General features: G+C 61.6%; 21 protein-coding genes and 1 pseudogene. 10 read left to right on the top strand and 12 right to left on the bottom strand.

Annotated elements, in window-relative coordinates:
• Window positions 1–84: 84 nt before the first annotated feature.
• Complete coding sequence (locus GUY30_RS02405) at window positions 85–228, top strand: GPGG-motif small membrane protein (RefSeq protein ID WP_167193803.1); 144 nt, start codon at window positions 85–87, stop codon at window positions 226–228.
• A 137-nt stretch (window positions 229–365) separates the two neighbouring features.
• On the opposite strand, the gene GUY30_RS02400 is transcribed toward GUY30_RS02405, so the two are convergent.
• The 6 genes from GUY30_RS02400 to GUY30_RS02375 all read right to left on the bottom strand — a co-directional run bounded on the left by GUY30_RS02400 (window position 366) and on the right by GUY30_RS02375 (window position 5,366).
• On the bottom strand, window positions 366–1,082 hold the full coding sequence (locus tag GUY30_RS02400) for a glycosyltransferase family 2 protein (RefSeq protein ID WP_139470076.1): 717 nt from the start codon (window positions 1,080–1,082) through the stop codon (window positions 366–368).
• Entirely contained in the window at window positions 1,079–2,152 is a 1,074-nt protein-coding gene (locus GUY30_RS02395; RefSeq protein WP_167193801.1) for a class I SAM-dependent methyltransferase, read from the bottom strand. The genes GUY30_RS02400 and GUY30_RS02395 overlap by 4 nt, the downstream gene beginning before the upstream one ends.
• Before the next feature lie 66 nt (window positions 2,153–2,218).
• Window positions 2,219–2,446 carry a PIG-L deacetylase family protein gene (locus GUY30_RS18150; RefSeq protein ID WP_167193799.1) on the bottom strand — a complete coding sequence of 76 codons (228 nt, stop codon included), beginning with the start codon at window positions 2,444–2,446 and terminating at the stop codon, window positions 2,219–2,221.
• Window positions 2,447–2,476: 30 nt separating this feature from the next.
• Entirely contained in the window at window positions 2,477–3,532 is a 1,056-nt protein-coding gene (locus GUY30_RS02385) for an acyl-CoA dehydrogenase middle domain-containing protein (protein WP_167193797.1), read from the bottom strand.
• A 42-nt stretch (window positions 3,533–3,574) separates the two neighbouring features.
• Entirely contained in the window at window positions 3,575–4,663 is a 1,089-nt protein-coding gene (locus GUY30_RS02380) for a hypothetical protein (protein WP_167193795.1), read from the bottom strand.
• A gap of 40 nt (window positions 4,664–4,703) precedes the next feature.
• Window positions 4,704–5,366 (bottom strand): TetR/AcrR family transcriptional regulator, encoded by a 663-nt coding sequence (locus tag GUY30_RS02375; protein WP_167193793.1) that lies wholly within the window; start codon window positions 5,364–5,366, stop codon window positions 4,704–4,706.
• Window positions 5,367–5,608: 242 nt separating this feature from the next.
• On the opposite strand from GUY30_RS02375, the gene GUY30_RS02370 reads away from it, so the two are divergent.
• A complete protein-coding gene (locus GUY30_RS02370) occupies window positions 5,609–5,920 on the top strand; it encodes a YflT domain-containing protein (protein WP_167193791.1) in 312 nt (103 codons plus the stop codon).
• A gap of 200 nt (window positions 5,921–6,120) precedes the next feature.
• On the opposite strand, the gene GUY30_RS02365 is transcribed toward GUY30_RS02370, so the two are convergent.
• The 6 genes from GUY30_RS02365 to GUY30_RS02340 all read right to left on the bottom strand — a co-directional run bounded on the left by GUY30_RS02365 (window position 6,121) and on the right by GUY30_RS02340 (window position 9,859).
• Window positions 6,121–6,336 carry a hypothetical protein gene (locus tag GUY30_RS02365; RefSeq protein ID WP_167193789.1) on the bottom strand — a complete coding sequence of 72 codons (216 nt, stop codon included), beginning with the start codon at window positions 6,334–6,336 and terminating at the stop codon, window positions 6,121–6,123.
• Window positions 6,337–6,541: 205 nt separating this feature from the next.
• Window positions 6,542–7,069: a Dps family protein gene (locus GUY30_RS02360; protein ID WP_167193787.1), complete on the bottom strand. Its 528-nt coding sequence runs from the start codon at window positions 7,067–7,069 to the stop codon at window positions 6,542–6,544.
• Between the two features lie 449 nt (window positions 7,070–7,518).
• Window positions 7,519–7,821, bottom strand: coding sequence for a DUF4235 domain-containing protein (locus tag GUY30_RS02355; protein WP_167193785.1), 303 nt, complete (start codon window positions 7,819–7,821; stop codon window positions 7,519–7,521).
• Window positions 7,822–7,852: 31 nt separating this feature from the next.
• Window positions 7,853–8,947, bottom strand: a complete 1,095-nt coding sequence (locus GUY30_RS02350) for a YihY/virulence factor BrkB family protein (protein ID WP_167193783.1) — start codon at window positions 8,945–8,947, stop codon at window positions 7,853–7,855.
• A 68-nt stretch (window positions 8,948–9,015) separates the two neighbouring features.
• Window positions 9,016–9,456, bottom strand: coding sequence for a DUF3618 domain-containing protein (locus GUY30_RS02345; RefSeq protein ID WP_167193781.1), 441 nt, complete (start codon window positions 9,454–9,456; stop codon window positions 9,016–9,018).
• The gene (locus tag GUY30_RS02340; RefSeq protein ID WP_167193779.1) at window positions 9,440–9,859 is read right to left on the bottom strand and encodes a phage holin family protein; all 420 of its coding nucleotides are present in this window, start codon (window positions 9,857–9,859) and stop codon (window positions 9,440–9,442) included. The genes GUY30_RS02345 and GUY30_RS02340 overlap by 17 nt, the downstream gene beginning before the upstream one ends.
• A 1,271-nt stretch (window positions 9,860–11,130) precedes the next feature.
• Here GUY30_RS02340 and GUY30_RS02335 point away from each other — a divergent pair.
• From GUY30_RS02335 to GUY30_RS02300, 8 genes and pseudogenes are all read left to right on the top strand, one after another.
• A pseudogene (locus GUY30_RS02335) lies at window positions 11,131–11,376 on the top strand (universal stress protein); the annotation flags it as partial.
• Window positions 11,377–11,507: 131 nt separating this feature from the next.
• Window positions 11,508–12,803 carry an NAD(P)/FAD-dependent oxidoreductase gene (locus tag GUY30_RS02330; protein WP_208091470.1) on the top strand — a complete coding sequence of 432 codons (1,296 nt, stop codon included), beginning with the start codon at window positions 11,508–11,510 and terminating at the stop codon, window positions 12,801–12,803.
• A gap of 64 nt (window positions 12,804–12,867) precedes the next feature.
• A complete protein-coding gene (locus tag GUY30_RS02325) occupies window positions 12,868–13,626 on the top strand; it encodes a BPL-N domain-containing protein (RefSeq protein WP_167193773.1) in 759 nt (252 codons plus the stop codon).
• 238 nt (window positions 13,627–13,864) lie between these two features.
• On the top strand, window positions 13,865–14,449 hold the full coding sequence (locus GUY30_RS02320; protein ID WP_167193771.1) for a YceI family protein: 585 nt from the start codon (window positions 13,865–13,867) through the stop codon (window positions 14,447–14,449).
• Window positions 14,450–15,148: 699 nt separating this feature from the next.
• The gene (locus GUY30_RS02315; RefSeq protein ID WP_167193769.1) at window positions 15,149–15,373 is read left to right on the top strand and encodes a hypothetical protein; all 225 of its coding nucleotides are present in this window, start codon (window positions 15,149–15,151) and stop codon (window positions 15,371–15,373) included.
• Window positions 15,374–15,507: 134 nt separating this feature from the next.
• Entirely contained in the window at window positions 15,508–16,809 is a 1,302-nt protein-coding gene (locus tag GUY30_RS02310) for an ISL3 family transposase (RefSeq protein ID WP_167200637.1), read from the top strand.
• 84 nt (window positions 16,810–16,893) lie between these two features.
• Window positions 16,894–17,364, top strand: coding sequence for a hypothetical protein (locus tag GUY30_RS02305; protein WP_167193767.1), 471 nt, complete (start codon window positions 16,894–16,896; stop codon window positions 17,362–17,364).
• Between the two features lie 269 nt (window positions 17,365–17,633).
• The gene (locus tag GUY30_RS02300; RefSeq protein ID WP_167193765.1) at window positions 17,634–19,754 is read left to right on the top strand and encodes an acetoacetate--CoA ligase; all 2,121 of its coding nucleotides are present in this window, start codon (window positions 17,634–17,636) and stop codon (window positions 19,752–19,754) included.
• The last annotated feature ends 77 nt before the right edge of the window (window positions 19,755–19,831 follow it).

The following is a 19,831-nucleotide window of genomic DNA, read 5'->3' as shown; positions in this document are numbered from 1 at the left end:
CAGCCTCGGCGTCGATCAGATTCCTCACCGGCTCTCGATCCGGTGATGCCGCACTCACAGTGAAACCGATAAGGAAGTTAAATTATGGCTATTGTTCTGTGGATCCTCGCAGCGCTGCTCGTCATCTCGGGCATCTTCGCAATTCTGCGCAAACAGATTCTGTGGGGCGTCGTCCTCATCGTCGTCGGCTGTCTCGTCGGCCCAGGAGGGGTGAGCATCTTCGCCTGATCTTCTCCCGCCTTCACGTGAGGTGTCATTCCCGGCAGGGAGGCCTCGCGTGAAGCCGGGAACGACGGCGACACCTTTCGGTGCACCGCTCAGTAGGACAGGCTCCGACTCCGCTTCGGCAGGAAAGCACCGTCGCTTCACGTCAGTTGACGCAAGTAGCTGCTGAAGCCCCCGCGCACGCGACCGGACAGACGAGCAGACGTGAGCACTCTGCAGTCATCGGTTCTGCGAATGCGGCCGCCCTCCCGCAGCACCGCATCGACGATTGCTTCGTCCTCACCACATTCCAGCGGAGGCACGCCTCCTATGGCTTCGAGCGCGCTGGCGCGCAGCCCCATGTTCGCTCCGAATATGTACGGGTGATTCTCGAGCAGTTCGTGGTTGGCATGCCAAGTTGCGACCAGGTCGGCCGTTGCTGTCTCAGGGCGTGGGGCCACAGTGCCCACCAGGCAATCGACGCCTCTCGCGGCGAGTTCGAGATGGGTGGTGATCCAATGTTCGGGCACTCTGCTGTCGGCGTCTGTGAATGCGACCCACACCCACGCCGAGTCGGAGTCTTCCCCTGTTGTGGATTCCTCGGTTCGCATGAAGTGCCTCCATCCAAAGTCGCGGGCTCGACCGACGGACTGAAAAGAGGTCGCGAGGACGAATACGTTGCGATGCCTGGCGGCAAAGTCCTCGACGATGCTCGCCGTGGCATCGGTGCAGGCATCTGCCACGACAACGACTCGAAACCGACAGTTGATGCCTCTCTCGACAGCGTATGAGTGTGATCGCTGCAACGACTCGAGACACCCGAGGATGTCGTCCTCTTCATTGTGGGCCGGAATGATGACACCTAAACGCCTGATCATGCGTGCCCCTCCGACGCGGCTGGGCGGGAGCCCTTGTCGACCGTGATGATGTCAAGACGGTAGCCCCCTTGATACCGGTGTTCAACGCGATGATGAGGCCAGGCGCCCAAGCAGATGCGATGGACTTCATCGGCATCCAGCGGCCAATCGTCGATCTCGCCCCTCCAGTGGCAGAGCACCAGGATGAAACGAACCGTTGTCGAGCCATCGATCTTCTCCAAGGTTTCGAGAAGCTGAGAACGACTGAGGTAGAAGCCGGTCTCCGACAGCACGACGCAGTCGAAAGTGCCCTGAGGCCATTCGAAGGGGACGGTGGCGTGAACGAAGTGGATTTCCGCCGACGGGATCGTCCCTCGCCGTCTGGCGATTCGCAACGCCTCCTCACTGGCATCGACTGCCGTCACCTGCGCGCCGATACCGGCGAGATCATGAGTCAAAGCGCCTACCGAGCAGCCGATCTCAAGGATATGAGCGTACGGAACCGCAGGCAGATGGGTGAGGAGATTCCTGCGTTTGGCGATCTCATATTCGGAACTCCACACCTGCCAGGGGTCGCACCGTCGGACGTGGACTACGTCGAAGACCGCAGAAGCCGCACTGGCGTCGTGGAGCTTCGCTGAGCCGTCGCCACCGGGCACCGGAGCCGCACCGTCGCGGAAGTCCGAGACCGCGAAGATGTCTCCACCACGACGGAAGTGTTCGAGATGAGCGGGGCTGAGGATTGCGTCGTCTCCGGGCTGATCGGATAGCGCTGACACCTGCGACGGATACCCGTCGAACACTGCCTGTCTGTCGAAGTTCGCCGGATCGGACAGAAACGACCAACTGCGCCAAGCCTCATCGGCAGGGACTGCCCAATGCCAGTACCAGATCGGGTACTCGAGCACCATCGTGTGATGCTCACGCCCCAACTGCAGGGCCGCTGCACCGATCGCCTCATGATTACTATGTCCGTCCCGACTGTAAGGTGAGACGAGCACCACGGGTCCCTGGTGCTGGTCCACTTCGGCCCCGATCTCGTAGACGATCCTCTGGTTGAATGCGCTCAGCTGCCCATCAGGCAACCCCACGAAGCGGCGAGACAGACAACCATGGTCGAACAGGTCCAGTGCCGCATTGAACTCGCGCAGACGAATCTATCTGAGTTCCTTCGTCGAGTGGGTGGGAGAACCCGGATGGGATTGTTCCCCTGCGGTGAAGAGCTGCACGACGACTCGGTGAGCGGACCGACGCAGGCGAGCCAGCAGGCCAGGCGCTCCAAGGGCTTCATCGTCCGGATGTGCGGCAAGGATGATGAACGTGGCCCAGCGGGCATGGCCTCGACCCGGAGCGCGGGAAGCCCCTGGACGCCGGCTTCCCGCCAAGAGCTCTCGCGCGTGCCGGGGTCTCGATGGTCAAAACCCATCATGGTCGTCCCTCGTGCGAAGTTCCGTGCCCAGAGCGGCTTCATCGCGGGGACCGTGGTGCTGACTGATGTAGACGGTGAGATCAGCGTCGGCTTTGGCGAAGCGAGCGTCACCTGTCAGCGCTGCCGGTCCCGCGATTTCGCGACTCAGGTGCTGGATCCTGCGAACTCCTGAGCAGATGATATTGCGCACCGTCAGGGCCAGAGTCCAGGCACGTGCGCGGGAATACTCGTCACACCCGTCGGCTGCGGCCGCTGCCTGCGCGAGGACGCTGCGAATCGAGAAGATCTCAGCCTCGAGCTGACCGATGAGCATCTGACCGACTGAGGATGGGTTGGAGCGCTTGCTGTGCCGTCGCACGGCGTTCCTTGCCAGTCCCACGGCTGCGCCGAACCAACATGCTGCCACCCGGATGCCTCCCCACGCGAACGCAGGTCGATCCAGGTACCAGTTCGGCGGACCGAGGACGGTGACGGGCGTTTTCGTGAACGCGACACTTCCGCTCGGGATCTCCTCCAGCCCCACGCTCGGCCACGCAGTCGGCTGGACCTGCACTCGGGGGTCCCTGAGGTCCACGGCACAGGCGTACGATCCTCTGTCGCTGCCGGCGATGACGATCGCGTGCGAGAGTTCGCCCGCCAAGGAACACCAGGCTTTTTCCCCAACGATCACGGCCTGTTCGCCATCTGCACACACGGTGAGGACGTGAGCTGGAGACTCGGCGGCGTAGACGCCCCAGGTCGAGCCATCAGGTGCGTCGTGTCCGGCTTCTGCAAGGATGCCCAGCGCATCCACATGGGGTTCGAGCATCCGAGCGACAGCGACATCGACGGCCGCCACCTCGAGCAGCGACTCCCACTGCCGCATCTGAGACGAGGTCCCGGTGAGTTCGAGAAATCGACTCAAGGCGCGAACCTTGTCAGCGGTCTGCGCATTGCTGGTGACCAGCTTCCTGAGCTCGTCGTGGCAGGCAGGTTCGTCGCGCCAGGAGCCCAGAGGCGCCGAAATCATCCCAGTGACGTCTAACCGATGCTGTGTGTTCATGTCGTGTCTTTCTGAAATCGTCGGGCAGGTCCTTATCAGCCATCAGGCGGTCTGGCTGACATCATCGGTGTCCAGGTCATTGTCGGTGTAGACCCGTTGGCGCATCCGCTGTCCGTGAGTCAGTCGCTTCACATCTAGGTCTGAGTCGAAGCTCGCACCGATACCGCCGGCGACGACGCCCATCGCTGCACTCAACCAGGCAATATCGAGATAGTTCGCCACCGTCGCCTCCTGCCGGATCTGGGCCGTCATGAACTCGGGATCGATGACGATGAGTCCACCCAGCAGAATGAGGCCCACCAGTCCAGCGTAGAGGGCGAACACCGTGATCAGCAGTGTCAGGACGGTGGAGAGGTTGTAGTACATCACCACCGTGGCCAGGCTATCGCTGCGTGGTTCGTCCCAGAGTTTGTGGTTGACGATCAGCCAGGAGACCATGACCAGAATGGCTGTTGCGCCGATCGACAGCAGCCGCGCGGTGGACAGATAGGTCGACATCTGCCAGATCGAGCTGTAGAAGATGCCGAAAGCTCCTGTGGCCGACGCCGCCGCGAGAGCTCCGGAGAGCTTCGGGACGGTGCGCCACGGGTCGTTGGCCATCGTCATTCCCAGCACCAGACGTGGGCCTCCAGTGAAGGTGTGGGCGTGCAGCGATTGGTGCTGCGTGTCTTCGTTCCTCGACCAGTTCGACCAACGCAGCAGGAATCGTCGGGTCGCCTCTTCGGGATCCCACGGCACCAACTTGTTGACCGAACTCATCAGCACTTTGATGATGCGGCGCTTGGTCGACCATGCGCCCAGAGTGGGACAGGACACGATCGCTAAGTTGCTGTCGGAATGGACCTCGGCGATCAGCGGGTCGCCCTGAGTATGGCGCGGGATCTCGGTGAGGATCAGAACGATGTTGACGTCCGAGTAGTCGGCCCGAAGGTCCTCGACAGCGCTGAGGTCGAGTTCGCTTTCCGGTGTCAAGCGGATGGTGTCAGTCGCCGTGTACAAGGTCGTTGTGACCCCATACGCGTCTTGCAGAAGCCTTTCGAGTCGTTGATGAATAGCGGCCGCTCGGCGGCTGGGCAGGCCCGGGTCGGCCACGAGAAGGACCTGGAGGGCCTCTGAAGAGGTGTCGAGCATGTTGGTCCTTCTCAGCTCAGTGAGCTGTCTGAGGGTATGGCTAATTGGTTGGTGAGAGGCGGATGCGTTCGATGAGTTCGTCGAGGGCATCGTCGAACTGGCGTTGGCGATGATCTTCGCTGAGCAGGTCACTCAGCTCGTTCACGGTGGGATACTCCGATAAGTCGGAGTCGTCATCGGACCTCTCGTGATCGTCTTCGTCAGTGATGGCGAAATTCGTGGAATGGACTTGCAGGAGCAGATCCCCGATGAGGAAGCTGGTGAACGATTTGTAGGCACCGACCGCGGCCGCATCGGAGAACTCGAATTGCTGCAGTGTGGAGAGGAACTCTTCGACCCAGCGCAGGCTGCGCAATGGAGGACGCAGCCACGGGGCTTGGGACGGTTGAGTAGCGATCAGGGGAAAGATCCCGGGATGATCGAGCGCCAGTTCTTTCGTCGTGTTGGCCACCCGTTGGAGATAGTTCTCCCACGATGACGGCGTCTGCCTCATCAGCCGGTTATCGAACAGACTGTCGATGAGACCTTCGACCATCGCTTCGAGAAGGTCTTCGCGTCCGGAGACATGCCTATACAAGGCCATGGCTTCGACCCCGAGGGACTGCCCGAGGCGTCGCATTGTCAGCGCATCGAGTCCGTGTACGTCGACGAAGGTGATCGCCGCTGCCACGAGGTCGTTTCTGGTCAGACGGTTCTGGGCCATGGGATCCTCCCTGCCCGGATTGACGAAGGTTGAACCTGCTCGCTCATCTTGCGTGTCACACAGGCGAACACATCCTCTCAATTTCCTGACACGATTAGTGTGTAAACATTTTTGGGTTGCGCCCTCTAGGCTACATCGACACCGCCACCAGGAGAACCCCCTTGAAAATTCGGCTTCGGCTCCTCACTCAGGGGCGTGGCATCTGTTAGCATGATTACGTAGTAAACATGAAAGGAGTCGACATGAAACCCGCAGTCAAAGAGTTCCAGGACGATACCGAACTGATGGATGAAGTGAAACGCCAGGCGGCAGCGGGCATCGCCAAGGACGACCTCTTCGTCCTCTCCCATGACGATGACCGCACCGACCGCGTCGCAGGCAGTGTCAATGTCAACGAACCCGACGATCTCAGCAATCTCGTAGGCACGCGGTATGACAAGAAGGGCGACGAGCTGCGCGCGATCTTCGAGGAGTTCGGCTTCACGTCGAACGAGTCCGACGACCTCGAAGAGAAGCTCGACCACGGCAAGATCCTGCTGCTCATCAACAGCTGACGCACAGGCAGCCGAACACTTCTCAGACAGGATCTCCCTCACCCTGACGACAGGCGCTCAATCGCCGTGGAACCCACCGACTTGGCGAGTCGTGATGTACGGCGGAGACTCGTAGACATGCACGCCCGAATGCTGGACGTCACTGATGCGATGACTCCCCACGAGCGAGGTGTCGTCACTCGGTTTCTGCGTGACCTCAATCATGCGATGGACAAGCGCCCGGAGGATGCCGGCTCATCAACGACGAGCTTCACCGAGATACGCCAACCGGGGCACGCCTCAGCCGAGACCAGCTGAAGCGCAGCACAGCTTTGAATGCTCGGGCGACCAAAGCCCGTACTCGTCAGCGCGATCATCGCGTTGCTGCTGAACCAGCTCACCGAGCGTTCTGCGGTGAAGACAGGCGTCGGCTTCATTTGCCTTAGAACTTTCTCGGCGCCGGGCGGCGCCTGTCAATGATCGCGTGGAGAAAGGCAATGTATGAGACCGCTCAGCAGCCGGTCACGGCAGGATCTGGTTATTGTCTTTCGGGGAGGAACGTGAGTGCGCCGCTGGTGAGTCGACGATCGACTCGCCAGCGGCGCATAGTCAGCCTGAAGAGCGGACCTCAGGCCCTACCTGTCAGTTCTCGGGACGTCGATTCTCGGCGCTGAGGAACCAGGCCTGCTGCTCGAGACGCGCGATGAAGTCATGGAAGATGTCGGCGGTGGTCGCATCCGCCTCATCAACTTCATCATGCACTTGCCGCATCGTGGCCACGGTAGTCTCGACCGCTCGGACAGCGAGGTCAACCACGTCGCCGGTCAGCACTTCACCTGCCGGGAACTCCGGCAATGCAGTCTGCTCAGCGACCACAGCGGGACGTCCATCAGCGGTGGCGTGGAGTGCGCGCATACGCTCGGCGATTGTGTCGGCACCCTCTCGGGCGATATCGACTACCTCGTCGAGGTTGAGATGAAGGTCCCGGAAGTTCGGGCCCACAACATTCCAGTGCGCCTGTTTGCCGACGAGCTGGAGGGCGATGAAGTCAACGAGAACTGTCTGCATGTTCTTCGCCAACGCCGGCGACGCTGCGAAACCGCGCTCCGCGTTCTCAGTCCGTGTCGTCTCGCTCCCAGCCGGCTGCGGAACTTTCACTGTCTCAGTCATATCTGTTCCTTCCTGATTCTCACGGTCAGTCACGTGGCTCATTTTTCTGAGGCGTGAAGTCTGTTCGTATTACCCCGTCTTGGAAACGACAAAGAATCGTCGCGTCGATCATCGAGGCAGGCGCACTGATCAACAACGCAGACTCCCTGGTGAACAACATATCGACGTTCACATTCTAAGCGGGCCATCTGGCCGATATTCCAGGTCGCTGGAACGGCATCGCATGCCTACACATCGGGAATCCTGGCAAGAATGCTCTCGAACTCATTCGCCTTTGCGTAACCACGGTCTCGCAACTCAGCCAATGCGTCGAATCGCTCGAAACCGGCTCGTCGTCAATGACTTCCACGGTTTCACCATTGCCGTCGAAGGCTGCGTCGTTCATTCTTACACTGGCACCCACATTGGACGCGGTCGTGTCAGAAACTTCAGGACCGTGTGTGAAGTACTCAGTCACCCGGCCATTCGCCGATGAACTTTGTGAACACGTTTGCCATGCCCCGATCGACCAATGCTTTCACCAGAGCGAAGAGCGCACCCTGCAAAGCGGCTGCCACCAAGATCTCACGTAGCCTGTGCTCAGACTCCAAGGCACCGGGAGCATCGGCGTTGTCACCAGGAGTGGCACGCTTCCAGATCTGTTTGAACACCACCCCCGCCACGGCACCACCAGCGACGCTTCCGATCAGCCCGAACGGACGATACAACAGTTTAGCCGCGGTATTGCCGGTTGTGTCATCGGTCTTGACCATGTCTCACTCTCCTACGAGTCATCATTTCCTGTTAGTCGTTGCGAGTCGGCTGGGCGCTTTCGCCTCGGGTTTTCCTCAGGGCCCGTGCTCTCCGAGCATCTTTGGCGTTCTTCCGCTCTGCCTTATCCAGTATCGTCGTCTCACGCGGAGGCAGTTGAATATCCTCTTCGGCCCGTATACCGCCCTGAAGCTGACGCCCGCGTTCGCTTTCAGCATTGAGCTCAGCCCCCAGCAGCAAGGCAATGTTCGTGATCCACAGCCAGAGCAAGAAGATGATGACCCCTGCCAGGGCCCCATACGTCTTCGCGTAATTCGAAAAGTTCGCGATGTAGAACGCAAAAGCCGCCGAGGCCAGCACCCACACGACAATCGCGAAGACCGATCCGAGACTGATCCACTTGACCTTCGGCTGTCGAACATTCGGTGTCGCATGATAGAGCAAAGCGACCAAAGCGATCACGATGATGAGCAGAACGGGCCATTTCGCGATCTGCCACACCAGCAGAGCACCCGAGCCGAACCCGATCGCACCACCAACCGCCTGTGCCACCGGCCCCGAGACCACGAGGATCAACGCTGCGACGACAACCAGAATCACAGCCACGAGGGTGACAAGAAGCATGAGAGGGCGAAGCTTCCAGATCGGGCGACCTTCACCTTTCTCATAGATGCGATTCATCGCCTTGCCGAAGGCAACTACATATCCAGATGCCGACCACAGAGCCACGAGAAGACCAATGACGAATGCCCATCCCGCCGACGAGTTCTGTGCCAACTGCATCAGAGTCGGCCTCAGCGTATCCGCGATGGATGTTCCGCCAAGATCGGTGATGATGCCGGTGACCGTCTCAACCGTCTGCTGACTTTGGCCCACCAGACCCAGGATCGACAGAATCGCCAGAAGAGCCGGAAACAATGCGAGAACCAGATAGTAGGTCAGACCAGCAGCTAACTGCAGGCAGTCATCGCCGAGGAATTCCCGCAGTGTCTTGCCCGCCACGTACTTCCACGTCGGTCCGGTCAGCTTCTGTGGAGTATCAGGTTTGGTCGGATGCTCAGCTGCGACACCGTGCCTCGAATCCTTCGCCTCGTCATAGGATACCGGACCAGTATCATCAGCATCCACACGCTCATCGCGGCTCGATTGCCGGTCAGAGCGTATCGGAGGCCCGGATGCTGACCGTCTTCTGCCGGTCATCGCCGCCACCCCACCGCAACAATGACAGCAGTCAGGGCCAGGCCCGAGGCGATCATCAACGGCGCAAGACTGGCCCAGTCAGGTCGAGACCTCAATGCCAGATGGGTCTCTGCCGTTGTGTCCGGTCCGGCTCCGGCAGCCGCGGAGGTGGTCTCATCGTCGTAGGAGAACACAGACTTCACTGCACCGGTGGCTGCTGAGAGCTTCTCAGTCACCTTGTGACCCGCCTCGTCGAGAGTATGGGTCGCGTTGTCTTTGATCTCCTCGATCGTGCGCTCGGCCCCGGCTCTGACGTCGAATTTCTCGACGAGCTGGGCCAGTGTCTGGCCAAGCTGCTCACGGGTACGGGCAATGTCAGCCTCGACCTCGGCTTGGGAGGCGTCCGGACCCGGTCTATCCGACGACCAGGCGGGACCCGCATCAATGGTGTCCGCCATCACGGGCTCCCTTCTTCACTGTGTCCACAGAGCGCTTCGCACCCTCGATTGCGCGCTCGGGCACGGGCGTAGTCGCAGTGACTCTAGTCTTCCCGACCAGTACGGCAATCCCTGCGACAGCGAGCAGAAAAACGGTGACAATCAGACCCGCTAACCATGCCGGCACGACGAGAGCGAGGGCGATGATGCCGGTCGCGATTCCCGCACCGAGACCAAATAGGGCGATAATGCCGCCCGCACCGAGCAGGCCCGCACCAACGCCGGCCTGTTTGGCTTTCGCGCTCATCTCGATCTGCGCGAGCTGAATTTCATCACGGACCAGGCGTGTAGCCTGCTCTGACAATTGCGAGACGAGCTCACCAGTCGAGACGGCGCTCGTTGAACTAGGGACATAGTCAGACATCAGGCACCTGCTTTCGAAAGCGAGGGCGGACTGGGCCCTCTGTTTCTGAGATAAGAGAATCGACACACACGCTGACCCAGAGGCCGTTCAATACGAAGAGTTGCGGAGGCTGATCGTTGTCGAAGTCTGCTAGGCGTCCGACTCGTGGCGAGGTGCCTGTGTCGGCGCAGCCTCAGGCGAGGTCGCCGCGCTGGTGTCAGTGGGTGAGCTCCCACTGGAATCGCTGCTATGTCGAGCGGCAGCATTTGACGCGGCCTCCCCCACGGACTTGGCTGCGCCTTGCGCGAAGTCGCCGGCCTTGTCGAGAGTATCGGCTAAACCGGCTTGTCCACGCGAACGAGCCTCATCCGCGGCTCCGGCTCCGAACTGCTTCGCTTTCGCGCCCGCCTGTCCGGCGATGTCAGGTGCATGGTCTTTGACCGAGCCAGTCACAGCACCGATGAACCGCTGGAGCTGAGGACTGTTCCACATCTCGCGGGTCCTGGCAACGAGGGCGTTGTACTGTTTTCGGCCCGCTCGAGAACCGAGCACGAACCCGACCCCGATGCCAGTCGCTAGGATTAGCTTCTTCTTCATGAAAATCGATCCCCTCACCTTTGTGCGAAGTCATCGTCGTGGGTAATCACCCATTTCAATGTGGTGTAGATTACAGTATAAACACGTTTGGGGCGCGGATGGCAATGTCGTCAGTGCGCGTCATGGCTGGGCCACTTTCCTCCCAATGCCCACGCGTAGTCCGGTACTCGGCCCTTATCTGCTCTTTAGGCAGTACCTTCTTCTCGGCTGCTGGCAGAGCCTCATAGGTATAGGTGGCCACAGACATAGAAAAATCTGATCGTGTCAAGGCGCAGCGGACACTGCGGTCGTTGGAACGCGAATCGCTCCGGCCTCCGTGTTTCAAGTTTTCAGCTCAGCCACCCGCGCAGCACACGCCGTAGAGCGGAGTATGTGGCCGACCTAGATTTCCCCAGAGACGTCCTTGGCGGCGCGGTGTCAAGAGAAGGCAGCCGTCGCTGAACTGGTGCCGTCCCGCTTTCTGCGATCAGATCGCGCCCACAACCGGCGGATGATGGTTGGACTCTTGGACCAAGTCTGTCAGCGATGATGAGAACGCGATAGACCCATCTACTCGACCGGGTATCCCAGCTGTGAATTCCTCGCAAACACTGAAACGAAGCTCTGCCGCCATCGGACCTCGAAACGGCAGACGCGGCTTGGGGTGAGCCCGCAGCCCTCAGCACTGAGGCTCCGACGCGGCCGCCTTCGAGGACAAGGCCAAAGAACTGCAGGCAGACGCGATCATGAAAGCCTTCGACAACGGCTGTCCCGTGCCGGCTCGCCGACGGTTAACACATGGCCGTCCCGCCACCGAGCTCATCACAGCCAACGAGAACGCCCAACTGTTGGTCCTGGGAACCCGCGGCCACGGCGAGTTCGCCAGCCTCATCCTCGGTTCCGTCAGCCTCGAGTGCATCGCTCACGCTCATCCACCAGTCTTGACCGTCCGCGCACAATGAGCAGCGACTTCGGCACGCCCGCTATGACCTGAGCTGGCGTTCTCGGTCTCGAAGACCACAGCATTCCGATGACTCAATGTTCCACGGTGGCGCGACGCGTATGCTGGTGTCGAACCGAAAAGAGGAGAATCGTGGACGCCGACGTTGTAGTCGTGGGAGCAGGTCTCGCAGGCCTGCAGTGTGCCAGACGGTTGCAGCGCAACGGCTTGACTGTCCAGATCTGCGAATCGCGTGATGGGGTGGGCGGTCGCGTGCGCACCGATCGAATCGACGGCTTCCTCTGTGACCGCGGGTTTCAGCTGCTCAATCCTGCGTACCCCGCAGTGCGCGCCTTCATCGACGTCGCCTCACTGGACCTGCAGACCTTCGGCGCAGGAGTGATGGTCCGCAAGGGACAGCGTCTGACCACGCTGCGCGCATCCTTGAGTCGGCCTGGCGGCGAGTCATCGGTGTTGAGCTCTGGACTGATCAAACCGAAGGAGATCCGCGGACTTCTGAGGTGGCTCGGTCCGACTCTGCTGCGGCCATCGTCAGCCTCGCGGGCGACGCGGGACTCAACTCTGGCAGACTCTTTGGATGCTGTGGGAGTCACGGGAGCATTGCGCCGAGACGTCATCGACACGTTCCTGGCCGGTGTGCTGGCCGACAGTTCTGGCGCAAGCTCGGCGAACTATGCCCGCCTGCTGATGAGATCGTTCGTGCGCGCGATCCCCGGTCTGCCCAGTAAAGGCATGGCGGCTCTGCCCGAGCAGATGGCGGCTTCTCTCGAATCGCCGGTGCGCGTGAACACCGCCGTGCGAGACCTTCGCGAGACCGGCAATGGTGTGGAAGTCGACACCGACCGGGGACGGATACGGGCGCGTGTCGCTGTCACCGCAGTCGGTGCTGAGGATCTCGAGGAGCTGACCGGCGAGAAGACTCCTCCTACACGCGGTCTGACGACCTGGTGGTTCCAAGCTCCGGAACCTCCTCTCGAGGATCCGCTGTTGGTACTGGATGCCTCGGCTCCCCAGGGAGGCCCAGATGGGCCCGTTTGGCACACTGCAGTGGTCTCAAATGCAGCACCGAGCTACGCGCCTGCGGGATCGGCGCTCATCGAGGCAACGACGCTGCTCGATCGGCCCGACGGTCTGGCCGACGAACGGGAGATTCGGAAGCATCTCGAACGCATCTACGCCACGTCGACGCGCCGGTGGCAGGTTCTGATCAATCATCGGCTTCCGCATGCACTGCCGGCCTCGGCTCCCCCTCTGATCGACCGATCGGTGCAGCGGATCTCCGAGAGAATATTCGTCTGCGGCGACCACCGTGACACCGGCTCGATCCAAGGAGCTTTGGTCTCCGGTGATCGAGCCGGGCAGGGAATCGCCGGAATACTCTCATCTGCCTCCCGCCGTTCCGACAACGAACCTAGTGCGAAACGATGATCGCAACCTGCGGAACTCCCCCATCTGTGTCCGAGGAGTCCGGGTATGCCCCGGGCCGAGCATCATGACCGCCCCCATCCGACGAGCCGTTGCAGCTCTCTTGGTCGGTCTCTTCACCGCGGCCGCCTCAGTGGGCTGCGCCGCCGCAGACACTTCAAGTCCGGGTTCACCGCTAGTGGCCGTGTACCGCGGTGAGGCCGCGTGCGACGGATGCCCCGAGACGGTCGCACAACGGCTGAGAGCCTCGTTCACCGACGCCGAGGTGGTCTTCATCGGTCGCGGTGAACGTCTGCCGCTGCAGGCCGATTCCCTTGCAGACGTGGACCTCTACGTCCAACCCGGTGGCGGGGATGACATCGACGCTGCCGCCGAAGCGCTGCCCCCTCGATTCGTCGGCGGCCTTGAACAGTATGTTGCAGACGGCGGTCGTTACCTCGGTCTGTGTATGGGCGCCTACCTGGCGGGGCCGGTCGCCTTCGGCCTCGTCGAATCGGACCTCGACGGTGAGGTCGGCCGTCCCGAATTCCCAGTCACCGACAGCAGAGAGACCGTGGTCGACGTCGCCTGGAGGGGTGATCATCGCCAGACATTCTTCCAAGAGGGCGCAGTCCTTCCTCCACCCGAGGATCGCGCCGACGTGTTCGCGCGCTATAGCAACGGCGACATCGCCGCAGCACGCTACGACCACGGTGACGGTATGGCAGGTCTGGTCGGCCCGCACCCCGAGGCTGACCAGACCTGGCTTGACGAGGCGGGAATTGCCGATCCGGACGGAGACGACTGGAATTACGCCGTCCCCTTCGTCGCAGCACTGTTGGATTGACTTCGACACGAGGGCGAAAATCGAGTCTGCGCCGGGTGATCTCTGAATCGGACGATCGGCGGTCGACGTCAGCGCCGCCATCGCCTCACCGGCCCGCACCGAGGTGGCACGCACCCGACCGCCCGTGTAAGACTACGTAGGCGATTGCTTTTTCAATGATCGCTCGATCTGCGAATTGGCACACCGACTACGACAGCCTCCCCTACAGGAGCGCGGAGGAACCGAAGGAGTTGCCCCCATGACAGAAAATCCTGGGATCATAGGTCATTGGGACATCGATCCCTCACATTCTCGACTGGGGTTCTCCACACGCCACGCCATGGTCTCGCGTGTGCGCGGAGCGTTCAATGATGTCTCCGGTTCGGCCGACATCGCCGAGGATCTCTCGGATTCGACCGCCACCGTCATCATCGAGACCGCGAGCGTCGACACCCGCAGCGAAGGCCGCGACGAGCACCTGCGCTCGGCTGACTTCTTTGACGTCGACGCCTACCCGGAGATCCGCTTCGTCTCCTCCGCCATCGACGAGGTAGACGAAGGCTCCTATATCGTCACCGGTGAGCTGACGATCCGTGACATGACGAAGACCGTGTCCATCCCGCTCGAGCTCATCGGTGTCGAGTCCGATCCCTTCGGCAACCTGCGCGCCGGCCTCGAGGGCTCGCGCCGCATCGACCGTAAGGACTGGGGCGTGACCTGGAATACGAAGCTCGATTCCGGTGGCGTGCTCGTCAGCGACAAGATCACGCTCGAGTTCGAGCTCTCCCTCATCAAGAACGTCGCCGAGGATGCCCCCGCCGATTCGTCGGAGACCACAGGTTAGAATGAGGCCTCCACCGAGGCACCGGAACCCGCCACCGAAGCGGACCCGGTTCCCAAGGCCGACACCGCAGTCCCGCAGGCTGCCGCACCCGCAACCGCTGCTCCCGAATCGGTGACCCCGACCCCGGAAGCCGACGACACCCCCGCTCCCGCCCCGAAGGCAGAGCGAGCCAACACGGAGTTCCCTCCCCCGCCGCCGGTCAAGCCAGCCGAAACTCCAACTGAGAAGGCACCTGAGGTCAAACAGTCGGACTCTCAGTCGTCCGGAAGCGGCCTCGGAAAGCTCTTCGGCCTCCGCTGAGCTCAGAAGGCCGAGCCAGCAACACACAGCAGTCCTCACCGCGGGTAGGATCGGTGCACGAGCCGATCCCACCCGCGGTTATTACTGGGGTCATCACCGTGTGACCGGACAGAGAAAGTGGGACTGCCATGGCCAAGCTGACGAAGGTGGTATCCGCCATCGGGATGCCTCGCTGCTCGCGCAGAAGATCGTCCACGACACCCGAGGTGCCTGGGGCTGAGTCTGCATTGACCCATATTTCGGGCTCTTCGCAGTTGAGGGTGTAGCCGGGAGTGCGACTGCAGGATCGGATGTCACCGGATCATGCAGCAGACCTGGGGGTACGACCCTGCGCAGGAGAACCATCTCTGTACCGAACCCGGTACTCGACAGAGCCCATGCGCGTGCAACTATGGAGGAATGAGCGGGAAGCAGAAGATCATGGTGGACGGAGAGATGTTCATCGTCACGCGTCGTGGCAGAGGCATCTACAACTACGAGTGGGTCAGCGGACCCAACTCCGGGTACGGCTTCTCGAGCGCCAGCCACCCGGCCGCCGATCGCGCCGACGAGGAGCATCGAGAGTCAGTCCGCGACTTCCTCACCGAGATCGACCCCGATACCGGTTACCTGCGCGATACCTGACTCCAAGTGGCTCTTCGGAATAAAGGGGCTCTTCGCAGTTGAGGCTGCAGAACCGGTGCGCGTCGCTACACAGGAATAGGTCGAGGCCTTTCGAAGATGGAAGTTCCTACACAAACCACCCGAAAGACCTCGACGTGCCCCACTTTACGTTCTCCACCCCTGACCTCACCACGTTCTGCCACCTCGACACACTCGGCCTGCACTGCACGGGCCAACACGTCACCGATTCAGAAACAGTTCTCCTATGCACCCCAACGACCGACGATAACTGGTGCCACCGATGCGGCGGATACGGCAGGCCGCGGGACACCGTGACCCGGAAGTTGGCTCACGAACCCTTCGGGCACCGCCCCACCACCCTGCTCATCCGACTTCGACGCTACAAATGCGAAATCTGTGGGCGCGTGTGGCGCCATGACACCGATCAAGCCGCCCCAGCCAGGGCGAAGATCTCCCGAACCGGGCTCGCCTGGGCGTTGAAAGCACTCGTTGTCGATCACGCTACGATCTCCGTCATCGCGGCTAAGCTCGCCGTTTCCTGGCACACCGCTAACGACGCGATCCTTGCCGAAGGGCAACGGGTCTTCATCGACGATCCTTCCCGGTTCGCCAACGTGTGCGTCATCGGCGTCGATGAGCATGTATGGCGGCACACCCGAGGTGGCGACAAGTACGTCACCGTGATCATCGACCTCGCCCCGATCCGCGATAAGACAGGCCCGGCGAGATTGCTGGACGTGGTCGAGGGACGGTCGAAGGCGGTGTTCAAATCCTGGCTGGCCAGGCAGTCGAAGGACTTCTGCGACGGTATCGAGGTTGTGGCGATGGATGGGTTCACCGGGTTCAAGACCGCTGCTGTCGAAGAGCTGCCGGCCGCGGTGGAAGTGATGGACCCGTTCCACGTCGTCAAGCCCGCCGGTGACAGTCTGGACGAGCTCCGCAGGCGTGTTCAGCAGGAAACGACCGGACACCGCGGGAAGAAGGGCGACCCGTTGTATCAGGCCCGGCGGACTCTGCACACCGGGTGTCAGTTACTCACCGAGCGGCAGCAGCAACGGATCGTCGCGCTCTTCGCGGATGACAAACATGCTGATGTCGAGGTGACCTGGAGCGTGTTCCAGGACATCATCACCGCCTACCGCAACCTGGACCGAACCGCGGGGAAGAAGTCGTTGCAGTCGATCATCGAATCGATCTCGTCCGGGGTGCCTTCTGGTCTTGTTGAGCTGCGCCGGCTGGGGCGGACGTTGAAGAAGCGGGCCGTGGATGTGTTGGCCTATTTCGATCGGCCGGGGACGTCGAACGGTCCGACGGAGGCATTGAACGGCCGGTTGGAACACTTGCGTGGTTCAGCGCTGGGGTTCCGGAACCTGACCCACTACATCGCCCGGAGCCTGCTCGAGGCCGGAGGATTCAGACCCCGATTACACCCCTAACTGCGAAGAGCCATATTTCGACTGCGCCGCTGAGATTTCTCAGCGGCGCAGTCGCGTTTCGGGCGGCAGATCCGGGCTACAGTAGTGGCGGCGAAAGGTGGACTCAGAAACTCTGAGGCTGACAGTTTCGAACTTATTTGCCGCTGCGCAGAAGCAGAACCGTATCGGGCTCTAGGACGCAAGGCCTTCCCTAAAGAGCAAGGCCTCATCGGTCGCTCCTGGGCATCCGACAATGGGGTCGGTGTCGCAGTCGATCTGCCTGTAGATCGCGAAGAGTGGATAGGAATTCAGGAAGCCTCCTACGAAATACCCCGCGAAGTAGCGAAAAGGATGACTATGTTCTCGAGGTCTATTGCTGCAGAGCGCATGGATAATGCCAGCGGAGTTTCAAGGGATTCAATTTCTGTTATCGTCGTCATCGAGTTCATGGTTCCAGATCTGTTTGATCCTGAAGAGGCTGCGAAATTCCGCCAAAAACGAGCAATGAAGGACTTAGCGGAAATTGTTGCAGGACCAGTAGGTATTCAATCACCAAGAGGACACGATATACGGTAACCGGCCGAAAATTGCCGCCGTAAACTTGCTAAAACCAAGGGGGCGCTAGGGACCACACCAACCAAGATTCAAATGTTTTGTGACTCAACCGCCCTGCCTTGCGCCGCTGAGGGTCCCCAGCGGCGCAGTCGCATTTCGGGCGGCAGATCCGGGCTGCAGTAGTGGCGGCGTAAGGTGGGCTGAGAGTCTCCACTGCAGAACGAGTTCTCCTCATTCGGGCTAGTGAAGACCTCGTCCACTGCTGTACACCGATGTACTGAGGAGAAGAATTGACCACTGAACCGATCTGGCTTCCCGACCCCGACCAGACCCCGCGACCGCAGATCGCCGACTTCACCGACTTCGCCAACCAACGCACCGGCCTAAGCCTGGCTACATATGACGATCTGTGGAAATGGTCGGTGGACGACCTCGACGGATTCTGGGGTGCGGTCTGGGACTTCTTCGACGTCATCGGCGACGAGCCTTATACCGAAGTGCTCACCGACCGATCCATGCCAGGTGCCACCTGGTTTCCCGGCACCCGCCTCAACTACGCCGAACACGCCCTGCGGGCCGGCCTCAATGACAATCTCGCCGACGAACCGGCCATCATCACCATCAAAGAATCCGGCGAGCGCACCGAAACCACTTGGTGCGAGCTGCGCTGCCAAGTCGGATCCGTTGCCGCCTGGCTGCGCGAGCAAGGAGTCGGCGAAGCCGACCGCGTCGTCGGCTACCTGCCGAACACCCACCACACCCTCATCGCCTTCCTCGCCACCGCCTCGGTCGGCGCCATCTGGTCCGCCTGCGCCCAGGACTACGCCGCCGAAGGTGCGGCGACGAAACTCGGCCAGCTCGAACCGAAAGTGCTCTTCGCCGCCGACGGCTACCTGTGGAACGGTCAGGCCTTCGACCGCCGCGACCAAGTCGCGGATTTGGCCCACCGGATGCCGAGCCTGCGCGCCGTGGTCGGGGTGGGCAACCTCGACGAGGAATTCCTCGACGAACACGGTCGGGTCATGAACCTCACCGCCTGGGACGATATCGCTTCCGGAGATACCGAACCCGAGTTTGCGCGCGTCGATTTCGATACCCCGCTGTGGGTGTTGTACTCCTCGGGCACGACGGGGATACCCAAGGGGATCGTACACAGCCACGGCGGGGTCGTCATCGATCACCTGCGCCTACTGGGTCTCCACCTCGACATCCGGCCGGGCGACCGGTTCTTCTGGTACACGAATACGAACTGGATGATGTGGAACCTCGTCGCCTCGGCGCTGGTGGGCGGTGCGACCACGGTGTGCTTCGACGGCAGTCCCCTCTATCCGGGGCCGGGCCGGCTGTGGGAGATCGCCGCGGACACGAAGGCGAATGTGCTCGGGGTCAGTCCTGGGATCTTCCTGGCCGGGATGAAGGCCGGGCTTGAACCCGGCACGGACTTCGACCTCTCCGCACTGCGCACGATCGGCGCCACCGGCGCCCCCGTGCCCGCCCACTGCTTCCCCTGGGTGCGCGATGCCGTCGTCGAACGCGTGCAGCTGGCCTCGACGAGCGGCGGCACGGACGTCGTCAGCGGCTTCGCCGGATCCGCACCCAACTGCCCAGTCTGGGCCGGGGAACTCTCACGGCCGGTCCTCGGTGTGGCGTTGGAGTCCTGGGACGATAACGGTCGGCCGTTGATCGACGAGGTCGGGGAGATGGTCATCACCGCACCGATGCCGTCGATGCCGGTGAAGTTCTGGAACGACCCGGACGGTGAGCGCTACCGCGACACATACTTCTCGATGTTCCCCGGAGTCTGGCGCCACGGCGACTGGATCACCATCACCGACCACGGCAGCGTCATCATCTCCGGCCGCTCGGACGCCACCCTCAACCGGCAGGGCGTGCGCTTGGGCAGCGCCGACATCTACGACGTCGTCGACGGCATCCCCGAGGTAGCCGAATCCCTCGTCATCGGAGCTGAACAGCCCGACGGCGGGTACTGGATGCCGCTGTTCGTCGTGTTGGCTGAGGGGGTTTCGTTGGATTCTGGGTTGCGGTCGCGGATCGCTGGAGAGCTGCGGTCCAAAGCGTCACCGCGGCACGTGCCCGATGACGTCATTGCGGTGCCTGCGATCCCGCACACGAAAACGGGCAAGAAGCTCGAGGTGCCGGTGAAGAGGCTGCTCCAGGGGCACGATCTGGCCAAGGTCGCGAATCCGGATGCTGTGGATTCGTTCGAGGCGTTGGCGTACTTTGCTCGGTTTGGGGGGGGGCCGACGGGGCGCAGTGAAAGGTCGCTGGCTGAGCGGCCAAGGCCGATGATCGCCAGTGCCCATGTCCATGGTGACAACAGGCCCAGTGCCCACAGTGCAGGTCCATTGAGGCGCGACTCGCGGCAGTCGAAACGAGCCGACCCGCTGTAGTCAAGAGCCGTGCTTTCGGGCCGAGAAATCGGCCGCAACAGGCGCAGGCACTCTGTCTCTGAGCCGTGACTCCCCAG

It is taken from the genome of Brevibacterium pigmentatum (assembly GCF_011617465.1).
Lineage (GTDB): Bacteria > Actinomycetota > Actinomycetes > Actinomycetales > Brevibacteriaceae > Brevibacterium > Brevibacterium pigmentatum.
The sequence above is the reverse complement of the archived record's forward strand: the minus strand, read 5'-3'. Positions and strand labels throughout refer to the sequence as shown.

Coding starts and splice junctions, on each gene's coding strand:
- GUY30_RS02375 (WP_167193793.1), bottom strand. CDS start 5,366: ATGGCCCAGAACCGTCTGACCAGAAACGACCTCGTGGCAGCGGCGATC.
- GUY30_RS02340 (WP_167193779.1), bottom strand. CDS start 9,859: ATGTCTGACTATGTCCCTAGTTCAACGAGCGCCGTCTCGACTGGTGAG.
- GUY30_RS02325 (WP_167193773.1), top strand. CDS start 12,868: ATGACCGCCCCCATCCGACGAGCCGTTGCAGCTCTCTTGGTCGGTCTC.
- GUY30_RS02315 (WP_167193769.1), top strand. CDS start 15,149: ATGAGCGGGAAGCAGAAGATCATGGTGGACGGAGAGATGTTCATCGTC.
- GUY30_RS02400 (WP_139470076.1), bottom strand. CDS start 1,082: ATGATCAGGCGTTTAGGTGTCATCATTCCGGCCCACAATGAAGAGGAC.
- GUY30_RS02355 (WP_167193785.1), bottom strand. CDS start 7,821: ATGGTCAAGACCGATGACACAACCGGCAATACCGCGGCTAAACTGTTG.
- GUY30_RS02365 (WP_167193789.1), bottom strand. CDS start 6,336: ATGAAGCCGACGCCTGTCTTCACCGCAGAACGCTCGGTGAGCTGGTTC.
- GUY30_RS02405 (WP_167193803.1), top strand. CDS start 85: ATGGCTATTGTTCTGTGGATCCTCGCAGCGCTGCTCGTCATCTCGGGC.
- GUY30_RS02345 (WP_167193781.1), bottom strand. CDS start 9,456: ATGGCGGACACCATTGATGCGGGTCCCGCCTGGTCGTCGGATAGACCG.
- GUY30_RS02385 (WP_167193797.1), bottom strand. CDS start 3,532: ATGAACACACAGCATCGGTTAGACGTCACTGGGATGATTTCGGCGCCT.
- GUY30_RS02320 (WP_167193771.1), top strand. CDS start 13,865: ATGACAGAAAATCCTGGGATCATAGGTCATTGGGACATCGATCCCTCA.
- GUY30_RS02370 (WP_167193791.1), top strand. CDS start 5,609: ATGAAACCCGCAGTCAAAGAGTTCCAGGACGATACCGAACTGATGGAT.
- GUY30_RS02360 (WP_167193787.1), bottom strand. CDS start 7,069: ATGACTGAGACAGTGAAAGTTCCGCAGCCGGCTGGGAGCGAGACGACA.
- GUY30_RS02380 (WP_167193795.1), bottom strand. CDS start 4,663: ATGCTCGACACCTCTTCAGAGGCCCTCCAGGTCCTTCTCGTGGCCGAC.